This is a genomic window from Mycobacterium sp. NGS59, assembly GCF_059812345.1.
In genome coordinates this window covers 1-15476 of record NZ_JCALCN010000004.1, presented here as the reverse complement: position 1 = coordinate 15476, position 15476 = coordinate 1, and the positions used below count along the sequence as shown (strand labels likewise).

At 68.6% G+C, this 15476-nt stretch carries 15 protein-coding genes and 1 pseudogene; 6 read left to right on the top strand and 10 right to left on the bottom strand.

The window, feature by feature from the left end; genetic code table 11:
* Positions 1–19: 19 nt before the first annotated feature.
* Positions 20–1948, top strand: a complete 1929-nt coding sequence (dxs, locus tag AC5Y46_RS06595; RefSeq protein ID WP_499946260.1) for a 1-deoxy-D-xylulose-5-phosphate synthase — start codon at positions 20–22, stop codon at positions 1946–1948.
* On the opposite strand, the gene AC5Y46_RS06590 is transcribed toward dxs, so the two are convergent.
* The 3 genes and pseudogenes from AC5Y46_RS06590 to AC5Y46_RS06580 all read right to left on the bottom strand — a co-directional run bounded on the left by AC5Y46_RS06590 (position 1945) and on the right by AC5Y46_RS06580 (position 4731).
* Positions 1945–3231: an HRDC domain-containing protein gene (locus AC5Y46_RS06590; protein WP_499946259.1), complete on the bottom strand. Its 1287-nt coding sequence runs from the start codon at positions 3229–3231 to the stop codon at positions 1945–1947. The genes dxs and AC5Y46_RS06590 overlap by 4 nt on opposite strands.
* Position 3232: 1 nt before the next feature.
* Positions 3233–3888: pseudogene (locus AC5Y46_RS06585) on the bottom strand (DUF3000 domain-containing protein).
* A gap of 36 nt (positions 3889–3924) precedes the next feature.
* Entirely contained in the window at positions 3925–4731 is an 807-nt protein-coding gene (locus tag AC5Y46_RS06580) for an enoyl-CoA hydratase/isomerase family protein (RefSeq protein ID WP_499946258.1), read from the bottom strand.
* A gap of 53 nt (positions 4732–4784) precedes the next feature.
* Here AC5Y46_RS06580 and hemE point away from each other — a divergent pair, with 53 nt between their 5' ends.
* From hemE to hemQ, 3 genes are read left to right on the top strand one after another with little or no spacing between them, the layout of a single operon-like run.
* On the top strand, positions 4785–5846 hold the full coding sequence (gene hemE, locus AC5Y46_RS06575; RefSeq protein ID WP_499946257.1) for a uroporphyrinogen decarboxylase: 1062 nt from the start codon (positions 4785–4787) through the stop codon (positions 5844–5846).
* Positions 5843–7177 carry a protoporphyrinogen oxidase gene (locus tag AC5Y46_RS06570; protein ID WP_499946256.1) on the top strand — a complete coding sequence of 445 codons (1335 nt, stop codon included), beginning with the start codon at positions 5843–5845 and terminating at the stop codon, positions 7175–7177. Before hemE ends, AC5Y46_RS06570 begins: the two co-directional genes overlap by 4 nt.
* A 5-nt stretch (positions 7178–7182) precedes the next feature.
* A complete protein-coding gene (gene hemQ, locus AC5Y46_RS06565) occupies positions 7183–7878 on the top strand; it encodes a hydrogen peroxide-dependent heme synthase (RefSeq protein ID WP_499946255.1) in 696 nt (231 codons plus the stop codon).
* Positions 7879–7966: 88 nt separating this feature from the next.
* On the opposite strand, the gene msrB is transcribed toward hemQ, so the two are convergent.
* Genes msrB through AC5Y46_RS06545 form a run of 4 tightly spaced genes read right to left on the bottom strand, consistent with a single transcriptional unit; the run spans position 7967 to position 12116 of the window.
* Positions 7967–8377: a peptide-methionine (R)-S-oxide reductase MsrB gene (gene msrB, locus AC5Y46_RS06560; RefSeq protein ID WP_499946297.1), complete on the bottom strand. Its 411-nt coding sequence runs from the start codon at positions 8375–8377 to the stop codon at positions 7967–7969.
* A 5-nt stretch (positions 8378–8382) separates the two neighbouring features.
* Positions 8383–9711, bottom strand: coding sequence for an arabinofuranan 3-O-arabinosyltransferase (gene aftC, locus AC5Y46_RS06555; protein WP_499946296.1), 1329 nt, complete (start codon positions 9709–9711; stop codon positions 8383–8385).
* A gap of 20 nt (positions 9712–9731) precedes the next feature.
* Positions 9732–11291, bottom strand: coding sequence for an alpha/beta fold hydrolase (locus tag AC5Y46_RS06550; protein WP_499946254.1), 1560 nt, complete (start codon positions 11289–11291; stop codon positions 9732–9734).
* Positions 11292–11318: 27 nt separating this feature from the next.
* The gene (locus tag AC5Y46_RS06545; RefSeq protein ID WP_499946253.1) at positions 11319–12116 is read right to left on the bottom strand and encodes a pyrimidine reductase family protein; all 798 of its coding nucleotides are present in this window, start codon (positions 12114–12116) and stop codon (positions 11319–11321) included.
* Between AC5Y46_RS06545 and zapE the strand changes: the two genes are divergently transcribed.
* On the top strand, positions 12115–13155 hold the full coding sequence (gene zapE, locus AC5Y46_RS06540; RefSeq protein WP_499946252.1) for a cell division protein ZapE: 1041 nt from the start codon (positions 12115–12117) through the stop codon (positions 13153–13155). The genes AC5Y46_RS06545 and zapE overlap by 2 nt on opposite strands.
* Here zapE and AC5Y46_RS06535 read toward each other — a convergent pair.
* From AC5Y46_RS06535 to AC5Y46_RS06525, 3 genes are read right to left on the bottom strand one after another with little or no spacing between them, the layout of a single operon-like run.
* Positions 13127–13660: a GNAT family N-acetyltransferase gene (locus tag AC5Y46_RS06535; RefSeq protein ID WP_499946295.1), complete on the bottom strand. Its 534-nt coding sequence runs from the start codon at positions 13658–13660 to the stop codon at positions 13127–13129. The two genes, zapE and AC5Y46_RS06535, sit on opposite strands and share 29 nt — an antisense overlap.
* 1 nt (position 13661) lies before the next feature.
* On the bottom strand, positions 13662–14186 hold the full coding sequence (locus AC5Y46_RS06530; RefSeq protein ID WP_499946251.1) for a hypothetical protein: 525 nt from the start codon (positions 14184–14186) through the stop codon (positions 13662–13664).
* 45 nt (positions 14187–14231) lie between these two features.
* Complete coding sequence (locus AC5Y46_RS06525) at positions 14232–14963, bottom strand: Clp protease N-terminal domain-containing protein (protein WP_499946250.1); 732 nt, start codon at positions 14961–14963, stop codon at positions 14232–14234.
* Between the two features lie 121 nt (positions 14964–15084).
* Here AC5Y46_RS06525 and AC5Y46_RS06520 point away from each other — a divergent pair, with 121 nt between their 5' ends.
* Positions 15085–15396 carry a DUF732 domain-containing protein gene (locus AC5Y46_RS06520; RefSeq protein ID WP_499946249.1) on the top strand — a complete coding sequence of 104 codons (312 nt, stop codon included), beginning with the start codon at positions 15085–15087 and terminating at the stop codon, positions 15394–15396.
* Positions 15397–15476: the final 80 nt, after the last annotated feature.

The following is a 15476-nucleotide window of genomic DNA, read 5'->3' as shown; positions in this document are numbered from 1 at the left end:
TGCTGCGTAGACTGGCCTGATGCTCGAACAGATCCGGGGGCCCGCCGATCTGCAGCACCTTTCCCAACAGCAACTTCGCGACCTGGCGCAGGAAATCCGCGAGTTCCTGATCCACAAGGTTGCTGCCACCGGGGGACATCTCGGCCCGAACCTCGGTGTCGTCGAGCTGACGCTCGCGCTGCACCGGGTGTTCGATTCGCCGCACGACCCGATCATCTTCGACACCGGTCATCAGGCCTACGTGCACAAGATGCTGACCGGGCGCGCGCAGGATTTCGAGACCTTGCGCAAGAAGGGCGGCCTGTCGGGTTATCCGTCGCGGGCCGAGAGTGAGCACGACTGGGTGGAGTCCAGCCACGCCAGCGCGGCGCTGTCCTACGCCGACGGCCTGGCCAAGGCGTTCGAACTGACCGGGCACCGCAACCGGCACGTGGTCGCGATCGTCGGCGACGGCGCGCTCACCGGCGGCATGTGCTGGGAGGCACTGAACAACATCGCCGCTTCGAACCGGCCGGTGATCGTCGTCGTCAACGACAACGGACGCAGCTACGCCCCGACCATCGGCGGCGTCGCCGATCACCTGGCCACGCTTCGATTGCAGCCGGCCTACGAACAGCTGCTGGAGCGTGGCCGCAACGCGATGCGGTCGGTGCCGCTGGTCGGCGAGGCCGCCTACCACCTCATGCACAGCGTCAAAGCCGGCATCAAGGACTCCCTGGCGCCGCAACTGCTGTTCACCGACCTCGGTTTGAAGTACGTCGGCCCGGTCGACGGTCACGACGAGCGTGCGGTGGAGGTCGCGCTGCGTAGCGCCCGCGGCTTCGGCGGCCCGGTGATCGTGCACGTCGTCACCCGCAAGGGGATGGGTTACGGCCCCGCCGAGGCCGACGAGGCCGAGCAGATGCACTCGACGGGACCGCTGGACCCGCTGACCGGCCTGTCCACCAAGGTCGCCGGGCCCGGATGGACCGCGTCGTTCGCCGACGCGCTGATCGCGATCGGCCGCACCCGGCGCGACGTGGTCGCCATCACCGCCGCGATGCCCGGTCCCACCGGGTTGAAGGCGTTCGGGGAAGCCTTCCCGGACCGCTTGTTCGACGTCGGCATCGCCGAGCAGCACGCGATGACATCGGCGGCCGGGCTGGCGATGGGCGGCATCCACCCGGTGGTGGCGATCTATTCGACGTTCCTGAACCGGGCGTTCGACCAGATCATGATGGACGTGGCGCTGCACAAGCTGCCGGTCACGATGGTGCTCGACCGCGCCGGTGTCACCGGCAACGACGGCCCGAGCCACAACGGCATGTGGGACTTGTCCATCCTGGGCGTCGTGCCCGGCATGCGGGTGGCCGCCCCGCGCGACGCCGCCCGGCTTCGGGAGGAACTCGGCGAAGCCCTGGATGTCGACGACGGACCGACGGCGTTGCGCTTCCCGAAAGGCGATGTGGGCGAGGACATTCCGGCCCTGGAACGGCGGGGCGCGGGTCTTGCGGGGGTGGACGTGCTGGCGCTCCCGGCCGCGGGCCTGAACAAGGATGTGCTGCTGGTCGCGGTCGGCCCGTTCGCGTCGATGGCCCTCGCGGTCGCCAAGCGACTGCACAAGCAGGGCATCGGCGTGACGGTGATCGACCCGCGCTGGGTGTTGCCGGTGCCGGAGGTGTTGCGCGAGTTGGCAGTTGAGCACAAGCTGCTGGTGACGTTGGAGGACAACGGGGTGGCCGGCGGTATCGGTTCCGCGGTGTCGGCGGCGTTGCGGCGTGCCGACGTCGACGTCCCGTGCCGCGATGTCGGGTTGCCGCAGGACTTCTACGACCATGCGTCGCGGGGCGAGGTGCTGGCCGATCTGGGACTCACCGACCAGGATGTGGCTCGCCGGATCACGGGTTGGGTTGCCGCACTGGCGAGTTCGCCGGTGGAGCAGACGAAGATCAGCGAGCAGCTCGACTAACTTTCCGGTTGCGCTGCCCGCAGCACCGCCGCGCTCAGCACCGGCACTACAAGTTCGCGCTGCCACGGCCGGGCCTGCCCGGCGCGCAGATATCCCTCGGTGACCGCGACCGCATCGGTGGTGCCGGACGCCGGCGCCAATGTGTCCCATTCCCAGCACAGCCGTCGCACCAGGTCGGGGGCGATCAGGTTCTCCGCCGGGATCTGTACCCGCTCCGACAATTCGGCCAGCCCCGCACGGGCCGCCTCCAACCGGGCGGCCGCATCGGGTTTGCGCCGGCTCCACCGCGCCGGCGGCGGCGGACCGTACGGCGCATCCGCCACCTGCGGCGGATCCGGGTTCGCCCGCGCTTTCTGCAACGCCGACAGCCACATCGAGGCGTTGCGACGCTGGTTGCGCCCGCCGAATATCGGCAGTGCGGTCAGGTCGTCGACCGTTGCCGGGTCGGCGATGGCGGCGTCGATGATGGCCGAATCCGGCAGGATCCGCCGCGGCGCGATGTCGCGGCGCTCGGCGATCCGGTCGCGGGTGGTCCACAATTCCCGCACCGCGGCCAGCGCCCGTCGATCATGCACCTTGTGGATGCCCGACGTGCGCCGCCAGCGGTCCCGGCGGGTGATCGGGGCCACCCGGTCCTCGAACGTTCTCAGATACTCGAATTCCTGTGCGGCCCAATCGGTTTTGCCCTGCTGCGCCAAGATGTCGGAGATCGCCGCGCGCAGCTCGATGAGCAGTTCGACGTCCAGGGCGGCGTAGTTGAGCCACGCCGGGGGCAGCGGCCGTTTGGACCAGTCGGCCGCACCGTGCCCCTTGGCCAGTCCCTGGCTGAGCAGCCGTTCGACCATGGTGGCCAGGTTCACCCGGTCGAAGCCGGCCAGCCGTCCGGCCAGTTCGGTGTCGTAGAGCGCCGGCGGCCGTAGACCGACCTCGGCCAGGCAGGGCAGATCCTGATCCGCGGAGTGCAGAATCCATTCGTCCTGCCCGAGCACCTCGGCGACCGGCTGCAGCACCGTCAGGGGGTCACCGCCATGACTGACCGGGTCGATGAGCACGGTGCCGGCGCCGGAGCGCCGGATCTGGATCAGATAGGCCCGGTTGGAGTACCGGAAACCCGAAGCCCGTTCGGCGTCCACCGCGAACGGGCCGCGTCCGCGGTCCAATTGCGCTGCGGCCGAGGCGATCTGGCGGGCGGTGACGGAGAGGTCGGGCATGCCGTCGGCCGGGTGCAACAGCGGGGTGGGCTCGGGTTCGGTGCCACCCGGCGGATCAGTCTCCGCAGGCATGTCAGGCGCGTGACCGTGAGCTCAGGTCGGTGACTCCCGCCGGCGGCAGACCCGCCGCGTGCTCCAGCACATCGCAGAACGCCTGGACGTGGCTGCTCACGTCCGGGGTGGTGGCCGTCCAGGATGCGCGCAGTTCCAGCTGGTGCGCGCGAGGCGGACCGGAGATGTCGCCGTAGCGGACCGACGTGGTCGCGGTGACGGTGCCGCCGAGCGCGGTCATGTGTTCGGTGTGCGAATCCAGCGCCTCGGACAGCCAGCTCCATGCGACTTCCGGCAGCAGCGGGTCGATGGCCTCGTGCGAGTCCAGGTCGGCCTGGATGTAGGCGACCAGCCGCAAGGTGCCGTCCCAGGCGTCGGAGCCTTCCGGGTCATACAGCAGGATCAGCCGACCGAAGGCGTCGCCCTCGGACCGCTCGGGGACGATGTCGAGTTCGGGGTGTTTGACTTCGGCCCCCAGCGCGTAGCTGTAGGGCGCCAGGCGCTGCGGGGGACGGATGGGGCCCAGCTCGATCTCTGAACGCACGGTGACGGCGTTCATCGCCGCGACCGCCTCGCGGAACGGTTGGGGTTCGGCCGAGGTCATGAACGCAGCTCCAGCTCTAAGCCGCGCTTCGCATCGTTGTGGGCCCGCCTCACAGCTTCCGACGGTAGACCCATCGTCCAACCAGCGAAATCAGGCGCGCCGATCCGCACTCAGCTGTCGCGGCGTTCATTGAAGCGGGCGGGCCGCTTTTCCCGGTGCGCGGCCAGGCCTTCGCGCACGTCGGGGCCGGCGAACCCGATGAATTCCAGGCCGAGGGAGGTCTCGAACGCGGGTGCGAACATGCGGTACCAGTGATTGAGGCTGTGTTTGGTCCAGCGGATCGCGTTCTGGGCGCCGTCCGCGAGGTTCTCCGCGAGCCGCGTTGCGGTGGCCAGCACGTCGCCGTCGTCGACGCAGGTCGAGACCAGGCCGATGCGCTCGGCCTCTTCGCCGTCGAGCGGTTCGCAGGTGAGCAGGTAGTACTTGGCTTTGGCCATGCCGGCCAGCAGCGGCCAGCAGATCGCGGCGTGGTCGCCTGCCGCCACGCCCAGCTTGGTGTGTCCGTCGATGATCTTCGCCGACCGGCCCGCCACCGAGATGTCGGCGAGCAGCGCCACCACCAGTCCGGCGCCGACGGCCGGGCCGGTGATCGCCGACACCACCGGCTTGCCGAAGTTGACCAGGTTGAGCACCAGGTCGCGGGCCTCGCGCATGATGCGCAGCCGGCCCTCGTAGTCGTTGATGGTCTCGTCGATCAACTCGAAGCTGCCGCCCGAGGAGAACGCCCTGCCTTCGCCGCGGACCAGCACCACCCGCACCGCGGGGTCGCGGTCGATCACCGGCCAGATGTCGGCGAGGTCGCGGTGCATCTGCGGGCCAACCGAGTTCAGTCCGGGTGCGTCGAGCACCAGGTTGAGCAGGCCGTTACCGGTGAGTTCGCAGCGCAGGCTGGGGAAGTCGTCGTAGGTGGCGGGCATTGGCGTGATGTTACGGGCCGGGCCGCCGCGGCCGCGTGGCAGCATTGATGCCGATGAGTACCCGTCGTGACCTTCCGCAGTCGCCCTACCTGGCCGCGGTCGCCGGTCGTAAGCCCACCCGCACACCGGTGTGGTTCATGCGGCAGGCCGGGCGTTCGCTGCCCGAGTACCGGGCGTTGCGGGAACGGCACAGCATGCTGGCGGCCTGCTTCGAGCCCGAGGTGGCATGCGAGATCACGTTGCAGCCGATTCGCCGCTACGGCACCGACGCGGCGATCCTGTTCTCCGACATCGTGGTGCCGTTGCGCGCGGCCGGCATCGACCTGGACATCGTTCCCGACGTGGGGCCGGTGATCGCCGACCCGATCCGCACGACCGCAGACATCGAAGCCATGAAACCCCTTGATGCGCAAGCGATTCAGCCGGTGCTGGATGCTGTCGGCCTGCTGGTGGCGGCATTGGGTGACGTTCCGCTGATCGGGTTCGCCGGGGCACCGTTCACGTTGGCGTCCTATCTGGTCGAGGGCGGGCCGAGCCGCAACCATGCCCGCACTAAAGCGATGATGCTGGCCGAACCGGCCAACTGGCATGCGTTGATGACCAGGCTGACCGACCTGACCATCGAGTTTCTGCGCGGCCAGATCGGTGCCGGCGTGGACGCGATCCAGCTGTTCGACTCGTGGGCCGGGACGCTGTCGCTGGCCGACTACCGCGAGTACGTGCTGCCGCACAGCGCGCGCGTGTTCGCCACGCTGGCCGAACATGACGTGCCGATGACGCACTTCGGGGTCGGCACCGCGGAATTGCTGGGCGCGATGTCGGAGGCGGTGCAGCCGGGACGTGCTCGCGCGGTCGGGGTGGATTGGCGGACCTCGTTGAGTGACGCCGCCGCCCGGGTCGTTCCCGGCACGGCGCTGCAGGGAAACCTCGATCCGGTGGTGGTGCTGGCCGGCTGGGCGGTGACCGAGCGGGTGGCGCGGGCCGTCGTCGACGACGGGCGCCGCGCCGTCGATGCCGGGGCTGCGGGACATGTCTTCAACCTCGGTCACGGTGTGCTGCCGGAGACCGATCCCGGTGTGCTGACCGAGTTGGTGTCGCTGGTCCACTCGCTATGACAGCCCGCTCGTATTGCGTTGTGGGCGGCGGCATTTCGGGGCTGACGGCAGCGTACCGACTGCGGTTGGCCGATGCCGATGCGGACATCACGCTGTTCGACCCGGCAGACCGGCTCGGCGGGGTGCTGCGGACCGAGCTGGTGGGCGGGCAGCCGATGGACCTGGGCGCCGAGGCGTTCGTGCTGCGTCGTCCCGAGATGCCGGCGCTGCTGGCCGAACTGGGCCTGTCGGATCAGCAGCGGGCCAGCACCGGGGTGCGGCCGCTGATTTACAGCGGGCGACGGTTGAATCCTTTGCCGTCGGACACGGTGGCCGGGATCCCCTCGTCGGCCGCCTCAGTGGTGGGTCTGGTCGACGAGGCGACGGTCGCGCGCATCGAAGCCGAACCCGAACGGGCATTGCGCTGGACCCCGGGCAGCGACCCGGCGGTGGCCGAGTTGGTGGCCGACCGGTTCGGCGAGCAGGTGGTAGCCCGGTCGGTGGACCCGCTGCTGGGCGGGGTGTACGCGGGCTCGGCGGCGACCATCGGGTTGCGCGCGGCGGTTCCCGGCGTGGCGGCGGCGCTGGACCGCGGTGCGGCCAGCCTGACCGACGCGTTACGGGGCGTCTTGCCGCCGGCCGGCGGCGGACCGGTGTTCGGCTCGCTGCGAGGCGGCTACCAGGTGCTGCTCGACGAGCTGGTGAAGCGCAGCGGCGTCCGGTGGGTTCGGGCCGGGATCGACGCGCTGGAACCGGGCTGGACGTTGCGCGATTCGACCGGTGGCTGTTGGCAGGCCGACGGCGTAATTCTGGCGGTTCCGGCGGCGGAGGTCGCGCGTCTGGTTCAGACGGTGGCCCCTTCCGCGTCGTCGGCCGCCTCCCGGATCCTGACGGCCTCGTCGGTGGTCGTAGCGCTCGCGGTACCGGCCGAGACCCCGTTCCCACAGTCGTCCGGTGTGCTGGTCGCCACCGGAGAACGCTTGCGCGCCAAGGCGATCACGTTGTCGTCGCGCAAATGGGGGATGGCAGGGGAGGTGCAGCTGTTGCGGCTGTCGTTCGGACGATTCGGCGACGACCTCGCTGTGCGAGCGTCTGATGACGAGCTGCTGGGTTGGGCGCTGAGCGACCTGGTCGACGTGTTCGATCTGTCCGTCGAATTGCTCGACGCCCGGGTGCAGCGCTGGATCGACGCCATGCCGCAGTACGGGCCCGGGCATGCCGGACTGATCGCCGAGTTGCGCGCCGGCCTGCCGCCGACACTGGCCGTGGCGGGCAGCTATCTGGACGGGATCGGTGTGCCGGCCTGCATCGGGGCGGCCGGCCGGGCGGTCGCCAGCGTGATGGCACCATAGAAGGCATGTCACGCCTCGACTTCGACGCCCTCAACGCCACCATCCGCTACCTGATGTTCTCGGTGTTCTCGGTGAAGGCAGGCGAGTTGGGCGAGGACCGCGAAGCCGTCGTCGACGAAACCGCCACCTTCATCAAGCAGCAGGAGGAACGCGGCGTCGTGGTCCGCGGTCTCTACGACGTCGCGGGTCTGCGCGCCGACGCCGACTTCATGATCTGGACCCACGCCGAGCGGGTCGAAGCGCTGCAGGCGACCTACGCCGACTTCCGGCGCACCACCACGCTGGGTCGCGCGTGCACGCCGGTGTGGAGCAGCGTGGCGTTGCACCGCCCGGCTGAGTTCAACAAGAGCCACATTCCCGCGTTCCTGGCCGGTGAGGACCCCGGCAACTACATCTGCGTGTATCCGTTCGTGCGGTCCTACGAGTGGTACCTGCTGCCCGACGAGGAGCGGCGCCGCATGCTGGCCGAGCACGGGATGGCCGCGCGGGAGTACAAGGACGTTCGCGCCAACACGGTGCCCGCGTTCGCGTTGGGCGACTACGAGTGGATCCTGGCCTTCGAGGCGCCCGAACTGGACCGCATCGTCGACCTGATGCGCGAACTGCGCGCCACCGACGCCCGGCGGCACACCCGGGAGGAGACGCCTTTCTTCACCGGGCCGCGGGTGGGGGTCGAGCAATTGGTCAACGCGCTGCCCTGACGCGCCGGCCGAGGGTGAATTCCACGACGAGACACGCCGATTGCGTGTCGCCAGATTCCCACTCGGCGCAGCAGCCGGCTAGGGGGCCTCAAGCCTGGTCCGGGACCAACCGCAGCGAGATCGAGTTGATGCAGTACCGCTGATCGGTCGGCGTCGGGTAACCCTCGCCGGAGAACACATGGCCCAGGTGGCTGTGGCAGTTCGCGCACAGCACCTCGGTGCGGATCGCGCCCAAGGAGTGATCGGGGCGCAGGATCACCGCGTCGGAACTCGACGGGTCGAAGAACGACGGCCAGCCGCAGTGCGACTCGAATTTCTCTGTGCTGCGGAACAATTCGGCGCCGCAGGCCCGGCACTGGTAGATGCCCTGGGTCTTGGTGGCGGTGTACTCGCCGGTGAACGGACGCTCGGTGCCGGCGCGGCGCAGCACGTCGAACTCCTGCGGATTGAGCCTCTTGCGCCACTCGTCGTCGGACAGCTGCAGTTTCGGACGGGCGATGTCGGTCACGTCGCGCCGCTCCTTCCCAGATCTGGTACGGGTGCTGCTTCCACGCTAGCGCGGTCGGCGGGCGGGGTGAGCCACACCGGATCGATGCCGTCGTCCAGCCGGTTCTCCGCCTTGGCGTCCAGGTAGCGGAAATAGAGCACCGTGAACGTCACGATCAGCAGCAACGACCAGCCGTAGGTGATCTTCAGGTACTCCATCGCGCGGCCCCACCGCATCCAGTTGAACAGCAACCAGCGGTCCAGGGTCATGAAGCCGTAGATCCCCAGCCAGGCCGGCCAGTTGCGGATCACCGAGTTCGGCAGCACCACCGTCATCAGGAACGGGAACAACATCATCGAGTAGTAACCCTGGGCCAGCGACAACACCAGCCACGACCACAGCAACAGCACGCCCGAGGACGTGGTGAACCAGAACAGCGGGTCACGGGTGCGGTAGTAGCGGTACAGCAGCCACAACGCGCCGATCGCGATCGCGGTGAACAGCAGCCGCAGCCCGACGATCAGCCAGGTCGGCAGACCGAAGTACATGCCGTTGCCCTGGATCGAGCTGTTGAAGTAGTCCCGGGTGCCCAGGATGTAGGGCAGGGTGCGGGTGAAGAAGTCCGTCGCGTGCGGCACCACCGGGAACGCAGCGAGGTTGACGACCAATGGCACGACCAGCGCGGTGACCCACGCCCGCCACTGCCGGTTCAGCAGCGGCAACAGCAGCAGCGGTCCGAGCAGCGGTTTGAGCACCAGCGTCAGCCCGATCGCCAGTCCGGCCGCCCACTGCCGGCTGGCCCTACCGTCGAGCAGCCACTTCAGGAACAGCACCTCGAGCAGCAGGATGCAGCCGTTGATGTTGGTGAATACCAGCGTGTTGGTCACCGTCTCGGTGCAGAACATCGCCAGGGTCAGCGCGGGAGCCGCCACCGAGGACAGCGTGAAGTTGAACATCCGCAGCAGCAGGTAGGCGGCGACGAGGATGGCCACGGTGTTGATCGAGATGAACAGGTAGCGCGACGGCGCGAACGGCAGATACCCGAACGGCGCCATCAGCAGCGTGCCGCCCGGCGGGTACAGGTAGTGCGGGTCGACGTAGTCGAAATGCTCGTTGTAGATCTCCAGGCCGTGCCGGAAATTGGACACCGCCCGGTGGACCGGTTTGAAGTCGTCGGTGATGTTTCCGTTGGTGGTCAGCACGATGCTGCGGTGCAGCACCGAGAGGATGGCGACCGGCCACAGCACTGCCCGAAGGACTGATGCGGTGCTCGTGGGACCGGGACGGAAAGCGGCCTGCGCGGATTCCCGCAAGCCGGTTCTGGTCGAGTCAGCTGCCGTCACCAGCGCACCGTACTACGGGGCGTTCAGGCGGGGCAGTAGGTGTCGGTGCCGGGCAGCTTGCCGTTGTCGAGATAGCCGGTCAGCGGCGGAACCGCGCAGGAGGAGTAGATGCTGGCGCCGTGGCCGATGCCCTGCCACATCACCCGCTTGCTGGCGGCGTTGGCGTTGATGACGGCGGCCGCCGTCGCCGCGACCCCTTCGTTGCCGGCGATCGGGTCGTTCTGCACGCCCAGCAACAGCACGTCGACCTTGAGCTGTTTGGGAGGCTGCGGCGTAGAACCGGTCGGCCAGTGCACGCACTTGACCAGGTTGAGCGCCGCGACGGTGCCGAACTGCGGGTAGAGCTTGCCCCAGGCGACCACCAGCTCGCGCACCCGGTCCGGAGTCGGCCGGTTCACCGCGTCGCTGCAGTCGTTGACGAACTGCCCGTCGCTGTGTTGGACGGTCTCAGCGCGGTTGATCAGGTTGTTCAGCTGGTTCATGTCGCCGGAGCGGGCGGCGGCCAGCGCGTTGGCCAGGTTGGTGGTGTTGCCGACGCGGTCGCCGACCGGGAACCCCAGCGCGGTGGTGATGGCCATGGCGATCGAGGCCACCGAGGCGCCGCCCAGGCCCTGACCGCTGCGCGCCGACGACAGCAGCGCGCTGATGGCGCCTTTCGGGTCGGGTCCCAAAGCGCAGTTGACCGCCACGCACTGTCCGGCGAACGCGTCGAGCGCGGCCTGCTGACCTTTGACCTGTTGTTCGGCGACGGCCTCGGCGCTGGCGCCCAGCGCGACCGGCGAGTCCAGGATCAGCCGGGCCACTTTGTCCGGGCGGGACCCGGCATACGTCAGTGCCACCTGCGCGCCGTCGCCGATGCCGATCAGCGCGACCGCGGGGACGTCCCAGATGTTGCGCAGCCGCTCGATGTCGGACGCCGCGTGGGTGTTGTCGTAGGCGGAGTCGCCGGGCGCGATCGCGTCGGTGCAGTTGGTGGTGGCCGTGTTGGAGACCTCAGACAGGTTGGCCACCGGGTCGTCGCCGGTCTGGAACTGCGCCTGGTCGCGCATCTCTTCGCGGTCGAGGCGGTCGCGGCAGTCGATCGGGCTCGACGTGCCGATGCCGCGGCGGTCGATGGCGACGATGGGATGACTGCGCAGCACGTCCGCCCCGGCGCGGGACAGCCAGACCGGCAGCTGCGTCGAGGACGCGATGTCGGATCCGGTGGTGAAGATCAGCGGCCCGGCGTCCTTGGGGGTTTGGCCGGAGCGGGCACGGACGACGCCGATGCTCACCGATCCCGAACTGCCGTTGACCGGGTCGAGGTCGGCGTCGAAGGTGGCGCATTCCAGCTTGACCCCGGGTGCGCCGGGTACACCGGCGTCGGCGTTGACCTTGGACGTGCAGTCGCGCCAGGACAGGTCGTTCTTGGGTACCGCGATCGGCGCCGGGCCGCTGGGCGGCGGTTTGGTGGTGGACACGCCCTGCGGGCGGGCTCCGGAATTGGTGGCGAACCGGGGGTCGGCGCCGAAAAGCGGGACGCAGCCGGACAGCATGGCGGCCACCACGATCAGGATCGTGGCGGGCATGATGCGCCGACTCATGCGGACCACAGTAGCGGGACCCCCCGACTACTCCCTGACGTAGCGCGCGTACAGATAGCCGGCGTCGTCGGCGAGAACGTGGGCACAGCGCATCCGGGTCTGCACCTGGCCCAGCCCCGCGGCGATGCGGTGGGCCACGCCGCCGACGACGAAGGGCGCGATGGTCAGGCACAGCTCGTCGAGCAGGTCGCGTTCGATGAACGCACCCAGCAGGGTGGGCCCTCCCTCGGTCAGGATGCGCGACAGGCCGCGGGACTGCAGGGCGGTCACGACGGTGGCCACATCGACCTCGCCGGGATCGTCGGACGAGCAGGCGACGACGTCGTCGACCAGTCCGGCCAGTCGCCGGCGGACGTCGTCGGCGGCAGCGGCACAGGTCAGCACCAGCGGGGCCACCTCGGTGCGGGTGAAGACGGCCAATTCGTGGTCCAGGTGGCCGGTCTTGGTGACGATCGCGATCGGCGGCACCTCGCCCTGGCCACGGGCCTGCCGCTGTTGGCGCGCGGCCACGCTCAGGTGCGCACCGGCGTAACCCTCCGAGCGCACCGTTCCCGCGCCGACGACGATGACGTCGGCAAGTTCGCGCAGCACCACGAAGACGGCCCGGTCACCGGCGCTGCCCAGGGCGCCGCTGAGGCCTTCGACGGTGGCACCGCCGTCCAGGCTGGTGATGAAGTTCGCGCGGACCCAGCTGCGGTCCGGGGGATAGAAGTAGAGCTGAGGCAGTTCGGCGTCGCCGACTTCGCGCGCCGGGCCGAGCAGTCGCAGCGTGGCGTCGAACTCGGACACGAGGTTGATTGCAACACGCCGATACAGTTCCTTCATGCACGGGGCCGATTCGGGGGAGGTTGGGCACCTGGTGGATCGGCACCCGTCGGTGTCCTCGGAACGGCTGATCGGCCAGTTGCGGCCGCCGCCGACGTTCGCCGACGTCAGCTTCGCGACGTACCGACCGGATCCGGCTGAACCCACCCAGGCCGCCGCCGTCGCGTCCTGCCGGGAGTTCTGCGAGCAGGCCGAGCAGCGACGGGCAGGCCGCAAAAAGCTGTTCGGTCGCCGCGAGGTGCTGCCCGGCGTCGGGATGTATCTGGACGGCGGTTTCGGCGTCGGCAAGACGCATCTGCTGGCGTCGGCGTACTACCAACTGCCCGACGACAAACCCAAGGCGTTCGCGACGTTCGGTGAATTGACCCAGCTGGCCGGGGTTTTCGGTTTCGCCGAATGCATCGAGCTGCTGGCCGACTACACCGCGGTCTGTATCGACGAGTTCGAACTCGACGATCCGGGCAACACCACGCTGATCTCGCGAATGCTGTCGTCTTTGGTCGAGCGCGGTGTGTCGGTGGCCGCCACATCCAACACGCTGCCCGAACAACTCGGCGAGGGCCGGTTCGCCGCGCAGGACTTTCTGCGTGAGATCAACACGCTGGCAAGCATTTTCAGCACCGTGCGGATCGAGGGACCCGACTACCGGCACCGCGACCTGCCGCCGGCACCGCCGCCGTTGTCCGACGAGGAGGTAGCCGCCGGCGCCGCCGATCGGCCGGGGGCCACGCTGGACGACTTCGACGCGCTGTGCGCGCACCTGGCCACGATGCACCCGTCCCGGTACCTGACGTTGATCGAGGGCGTGACGGCGGTGTTTCTGACCGGCGTGCACCGTCTCGACGACCAGAACGTGGCGTTGCGGTTGGTGGCGCTGACCGACCGGCTGTACGACGCAGGCATTCCGGTGGTTGCCTCCGGGGCGAAGCTGGACACCGTCTTCAGCGACGAGATGCTGGACGGTGGTTACCGCAAGAAGTACCTGCGGGCCACGTCGCGGTTGCTGGCGCTCACGGCGGGGGGATTTCCCGGATCATGACGTGGTCGTCTTCGACGAACTCGCCCATCTGAAACGTCTTGGCGCCGTTGATCGCAAAGCCGCTCTTGACGTAGAAACGCAGTGCGCGGGTGTTTTTCTCGTTGGTGCCGAGCCACATGCAGCGGGCGCCCCATGCTGCGGCGGTGGCCACTGCGGCGTTCATCAGCTCCGTGGCCACACCGTTGCCATGAAAGTCGGGCAACAGGTACAGCTTCGACAATTCGACCGCCGGCCGCAGCGGCACGGCGCGCTGAATGTTCTCGTCGTCGGGAACACCGCGAATCAGCATGGCGTAACCGACGATTCGGCTCTGTTCGCGGGCGACGAATATCGCGCGCCGGGGATCGTTCAGGTACGCGGCGAAACAGGCCGTCGACAGATTGGTGTCGACGAACGCGGCGATGTCCTGCGGACGCGACCACGGAGGGCAAGCCAACGGAAAGGTGCGCGCGGCAACGTCGGCCAATTCTTGGGCGTCACCGGGATCGGCGCGTTCGATCTTCAGATCAGAGATTCCATTGCGCCAGGTGCACGCCGGTCTTGCGGTCCAGCAGGACAACCACGCTCACCGGGTCCCGATACGCGTCCCAGTAGACCCCGCCCCGCACCACCGAACCCTGCGGCGCGCTGGCCAGGGCGGCGTCCAGCCAGTCGGGGGCGTCGCACGGCCGCGGCTTGTAGGCGTCGGCGAACGGCGTGACCCCGTCGAAGCTGAAGTTGTTCGCCATGATGAAGGAATTGGGCACCCGTACCGCACGAACCACCACGTCGGCGCGGGCCACCGTGCTGTCGGGGAAGCTCTTGACCGGGACGCCGCTGCGCGTGTAGCCGAATCCCGGCGGCGGTTCGACCGGCACCACGCTGGTGACGGTGACGTCGGCGACATAGGTGCCGGTGTCCACCCGCAAGGTGTCGCCCAGGTGACCGATCGGTGCGTCGCCGGCGTGGGCGCGCGGCAGCGCGGCATCCACCGACAGCACGCCGGACCCCATGACGAGGAAGGCGGAAAGGACGATCAACCAGCGGCGCATCATCGCATGATTACACATGCGGTGACGCCGAGGGGAGGGGATTGTTCAGGTTGGGTTGGGCCCGCCGGTGGTCAGTGACTGTAGGGCGACCCGCAGATCGGTCTCGACCCGTTGCTTGTCGACGCCCGCTCGGTGCAGCGGCCCGGCGCCGTCCTCGAGTTCGAGTAGCGCCAGCAACATGTGTTCGGTGCCAATGTAGTTGTGGCCCAACCGGAGTGCCTCGCGGAAGGTCAGTTCGAGCACTTTGCGTGCGGGTCCGCTGAATGGGATCAGCGCGGGTACTTCCTCGGCGCGCGCAGGAAGTTCGACGGACTGACCCAATGCTTCGGTGTCGACCTGCTGTTGTCGAAGCAGCGCGGTGGCCAGTGCGGCCGGATCGGCAAGAACGCCAAGCAGCAGATGGTCGGGTGCGATCTGGTTGTTGCCGGCCTGGTGCGCGGCGTTCTGGGCAGCGACCACCGCGTTGCGGGCCCGGGGGGTGAACCGTGAGAAGCCCTGATCGGGGTCCAGTGGAGCGGCGTCGGCCTTGGGTACGAATCGCTTCTGGGCGGCCTGTTTGGTGACGCCCATCGCTTTGCCGATCTCGGTCCAGGAGGCACCCGAACGGCGGGCCTGGTCGACGAAGTGCCCGATCAGGTGGTCGGCGATCTCGCCGAGGCTTTCGGCCGCCAGGACGGCGTCGGTCAGTTGGTCCAGTGCGCCGGTGTGCACGGTCTTGATCACGTCGATCAGATCGTCCAGGCGGACCGGGTAGGCAATTTGAGTCGGTTCGACCATGCCGTCAACGATAGGTTGACGCGGTGGCCTGAGTCAACCGTGGGTTGACGGCTGGCTGCGCTGGCCTTCCGTTCGAGATGCGGGTGCGGTCCACCTCTGGGACCATCACCAAGCTATGAGGGTGCTGCTGGCATTGACCGGTCTCGTCGCGCTGACTGCCGCAGCGGCGCCGGTGCACGCAGATCCCAGCCAGGACCAAGCCCTGCTGGTATCCCTGAACGCGGCCGGAATCAAGTACAAGGACCCCGCGAGCGTGATCACCACCGGAAAAGCCGTGTGCGACATGGCCGCATCGGGTGAGTCGGGAGTCGAGGTCGTCCAGATGCTCCAGGGAGCGAATCCCGGTCTGTCGCAAGAGAACGCCGCCCGGTTCACCGCTATCGCGGCGGGCGTCTACTGTCCCGCGCAACTGCCGCCGAAGTCCGACTCCTAGCCGATGCGCGGTGTCGTGGCCGACGTCCAAGCGTGACCGAAGCTTTCTTCGGCGCAAGCCCTCGACTTCAGTCGGGGGAT

Excerpts from the sequence above, each read along its gene's own strand:
- AC5Y46_RS06530 (WP_499946251.1), bottom strand. The coding sequence starts at position 14,186 with ATGCGCCGCTGGTTGATCGTCCTTTCCGCCTTCCTCGTCATGGGGTCC.
- AC5Y46_RS06580 (WP_499946258.1), bottom strand. The coding sequence starts at position 4,731 with ATGCCCGCCACCTACGACGACTTCCCCAGCCTGCGCTGCGAACTCACC.
- hemQ (WP_499946255.1), top strand. The coding sequence starts at position 7,183 with ATGTCACGCCTCGACTTCGACGCCCTCAACGCCACCATCCGCTACCTG.
- AC5Y46_RS06570 (WP_499946256.1), top strand. The coding sequence starts at position 5,843 with ATGACAGCCCGCTCGTATTGCGTTGTGGGCGGCGGCATTTCGGGGCTG.
- AC5Y46_RS06590 (WP_499946259.1), bottom strand. The coding sequence starts at position 3,231 with ATGCCTGCGGAGACTGATCCGCCGGGTGGCACCGAACCCGAGCCCACC.
- zapE (WP_499946252.1), top strand. The coding sequence starts at position 12,115 with ATGCACGGGGCCGATTCGGGGGAGGTTGGGCACCTGGTGGATCGGCAC.
- AC5Y46_RS06550 (WP_499946254.1), bottom strand. The coding sequence starts at position 11,291 with ATGAGTCGGCGCATCATGCCCGCCACGATCCTGATCGTGGTGGCCGCC.
- AC5Y46_RS06545 (WP_499946253.1), bottom strand. The coding sequence starts at position 12,116 with ATGAAGGAACTGTATCGGCGTGTTGCAATCAACCTCGTGTCCGAGTTC.
- hemE (WP_499946257.1), top strand. The coding sequence starts at position 4,785 with ATGAGTACCCGTCGTGACCTTCCGCAGTCGCCCTACCTGGCCGCGGTC.
- AC5Y46_RS06525 (WP_499946250.1), bottom strand. The coding sequence starts at position 14,963 with ATGGTCGAACCGACTCAAATTGCCTACCCGGTCCGCCTGGACGATCTG.
- dxs (WP_499946260.1), top strand. The coding sequence starts at position 20 with ATGCTCGAACAGATCCGGGGGCCCGCCGATCTGCAGCACCTTTCCCAA.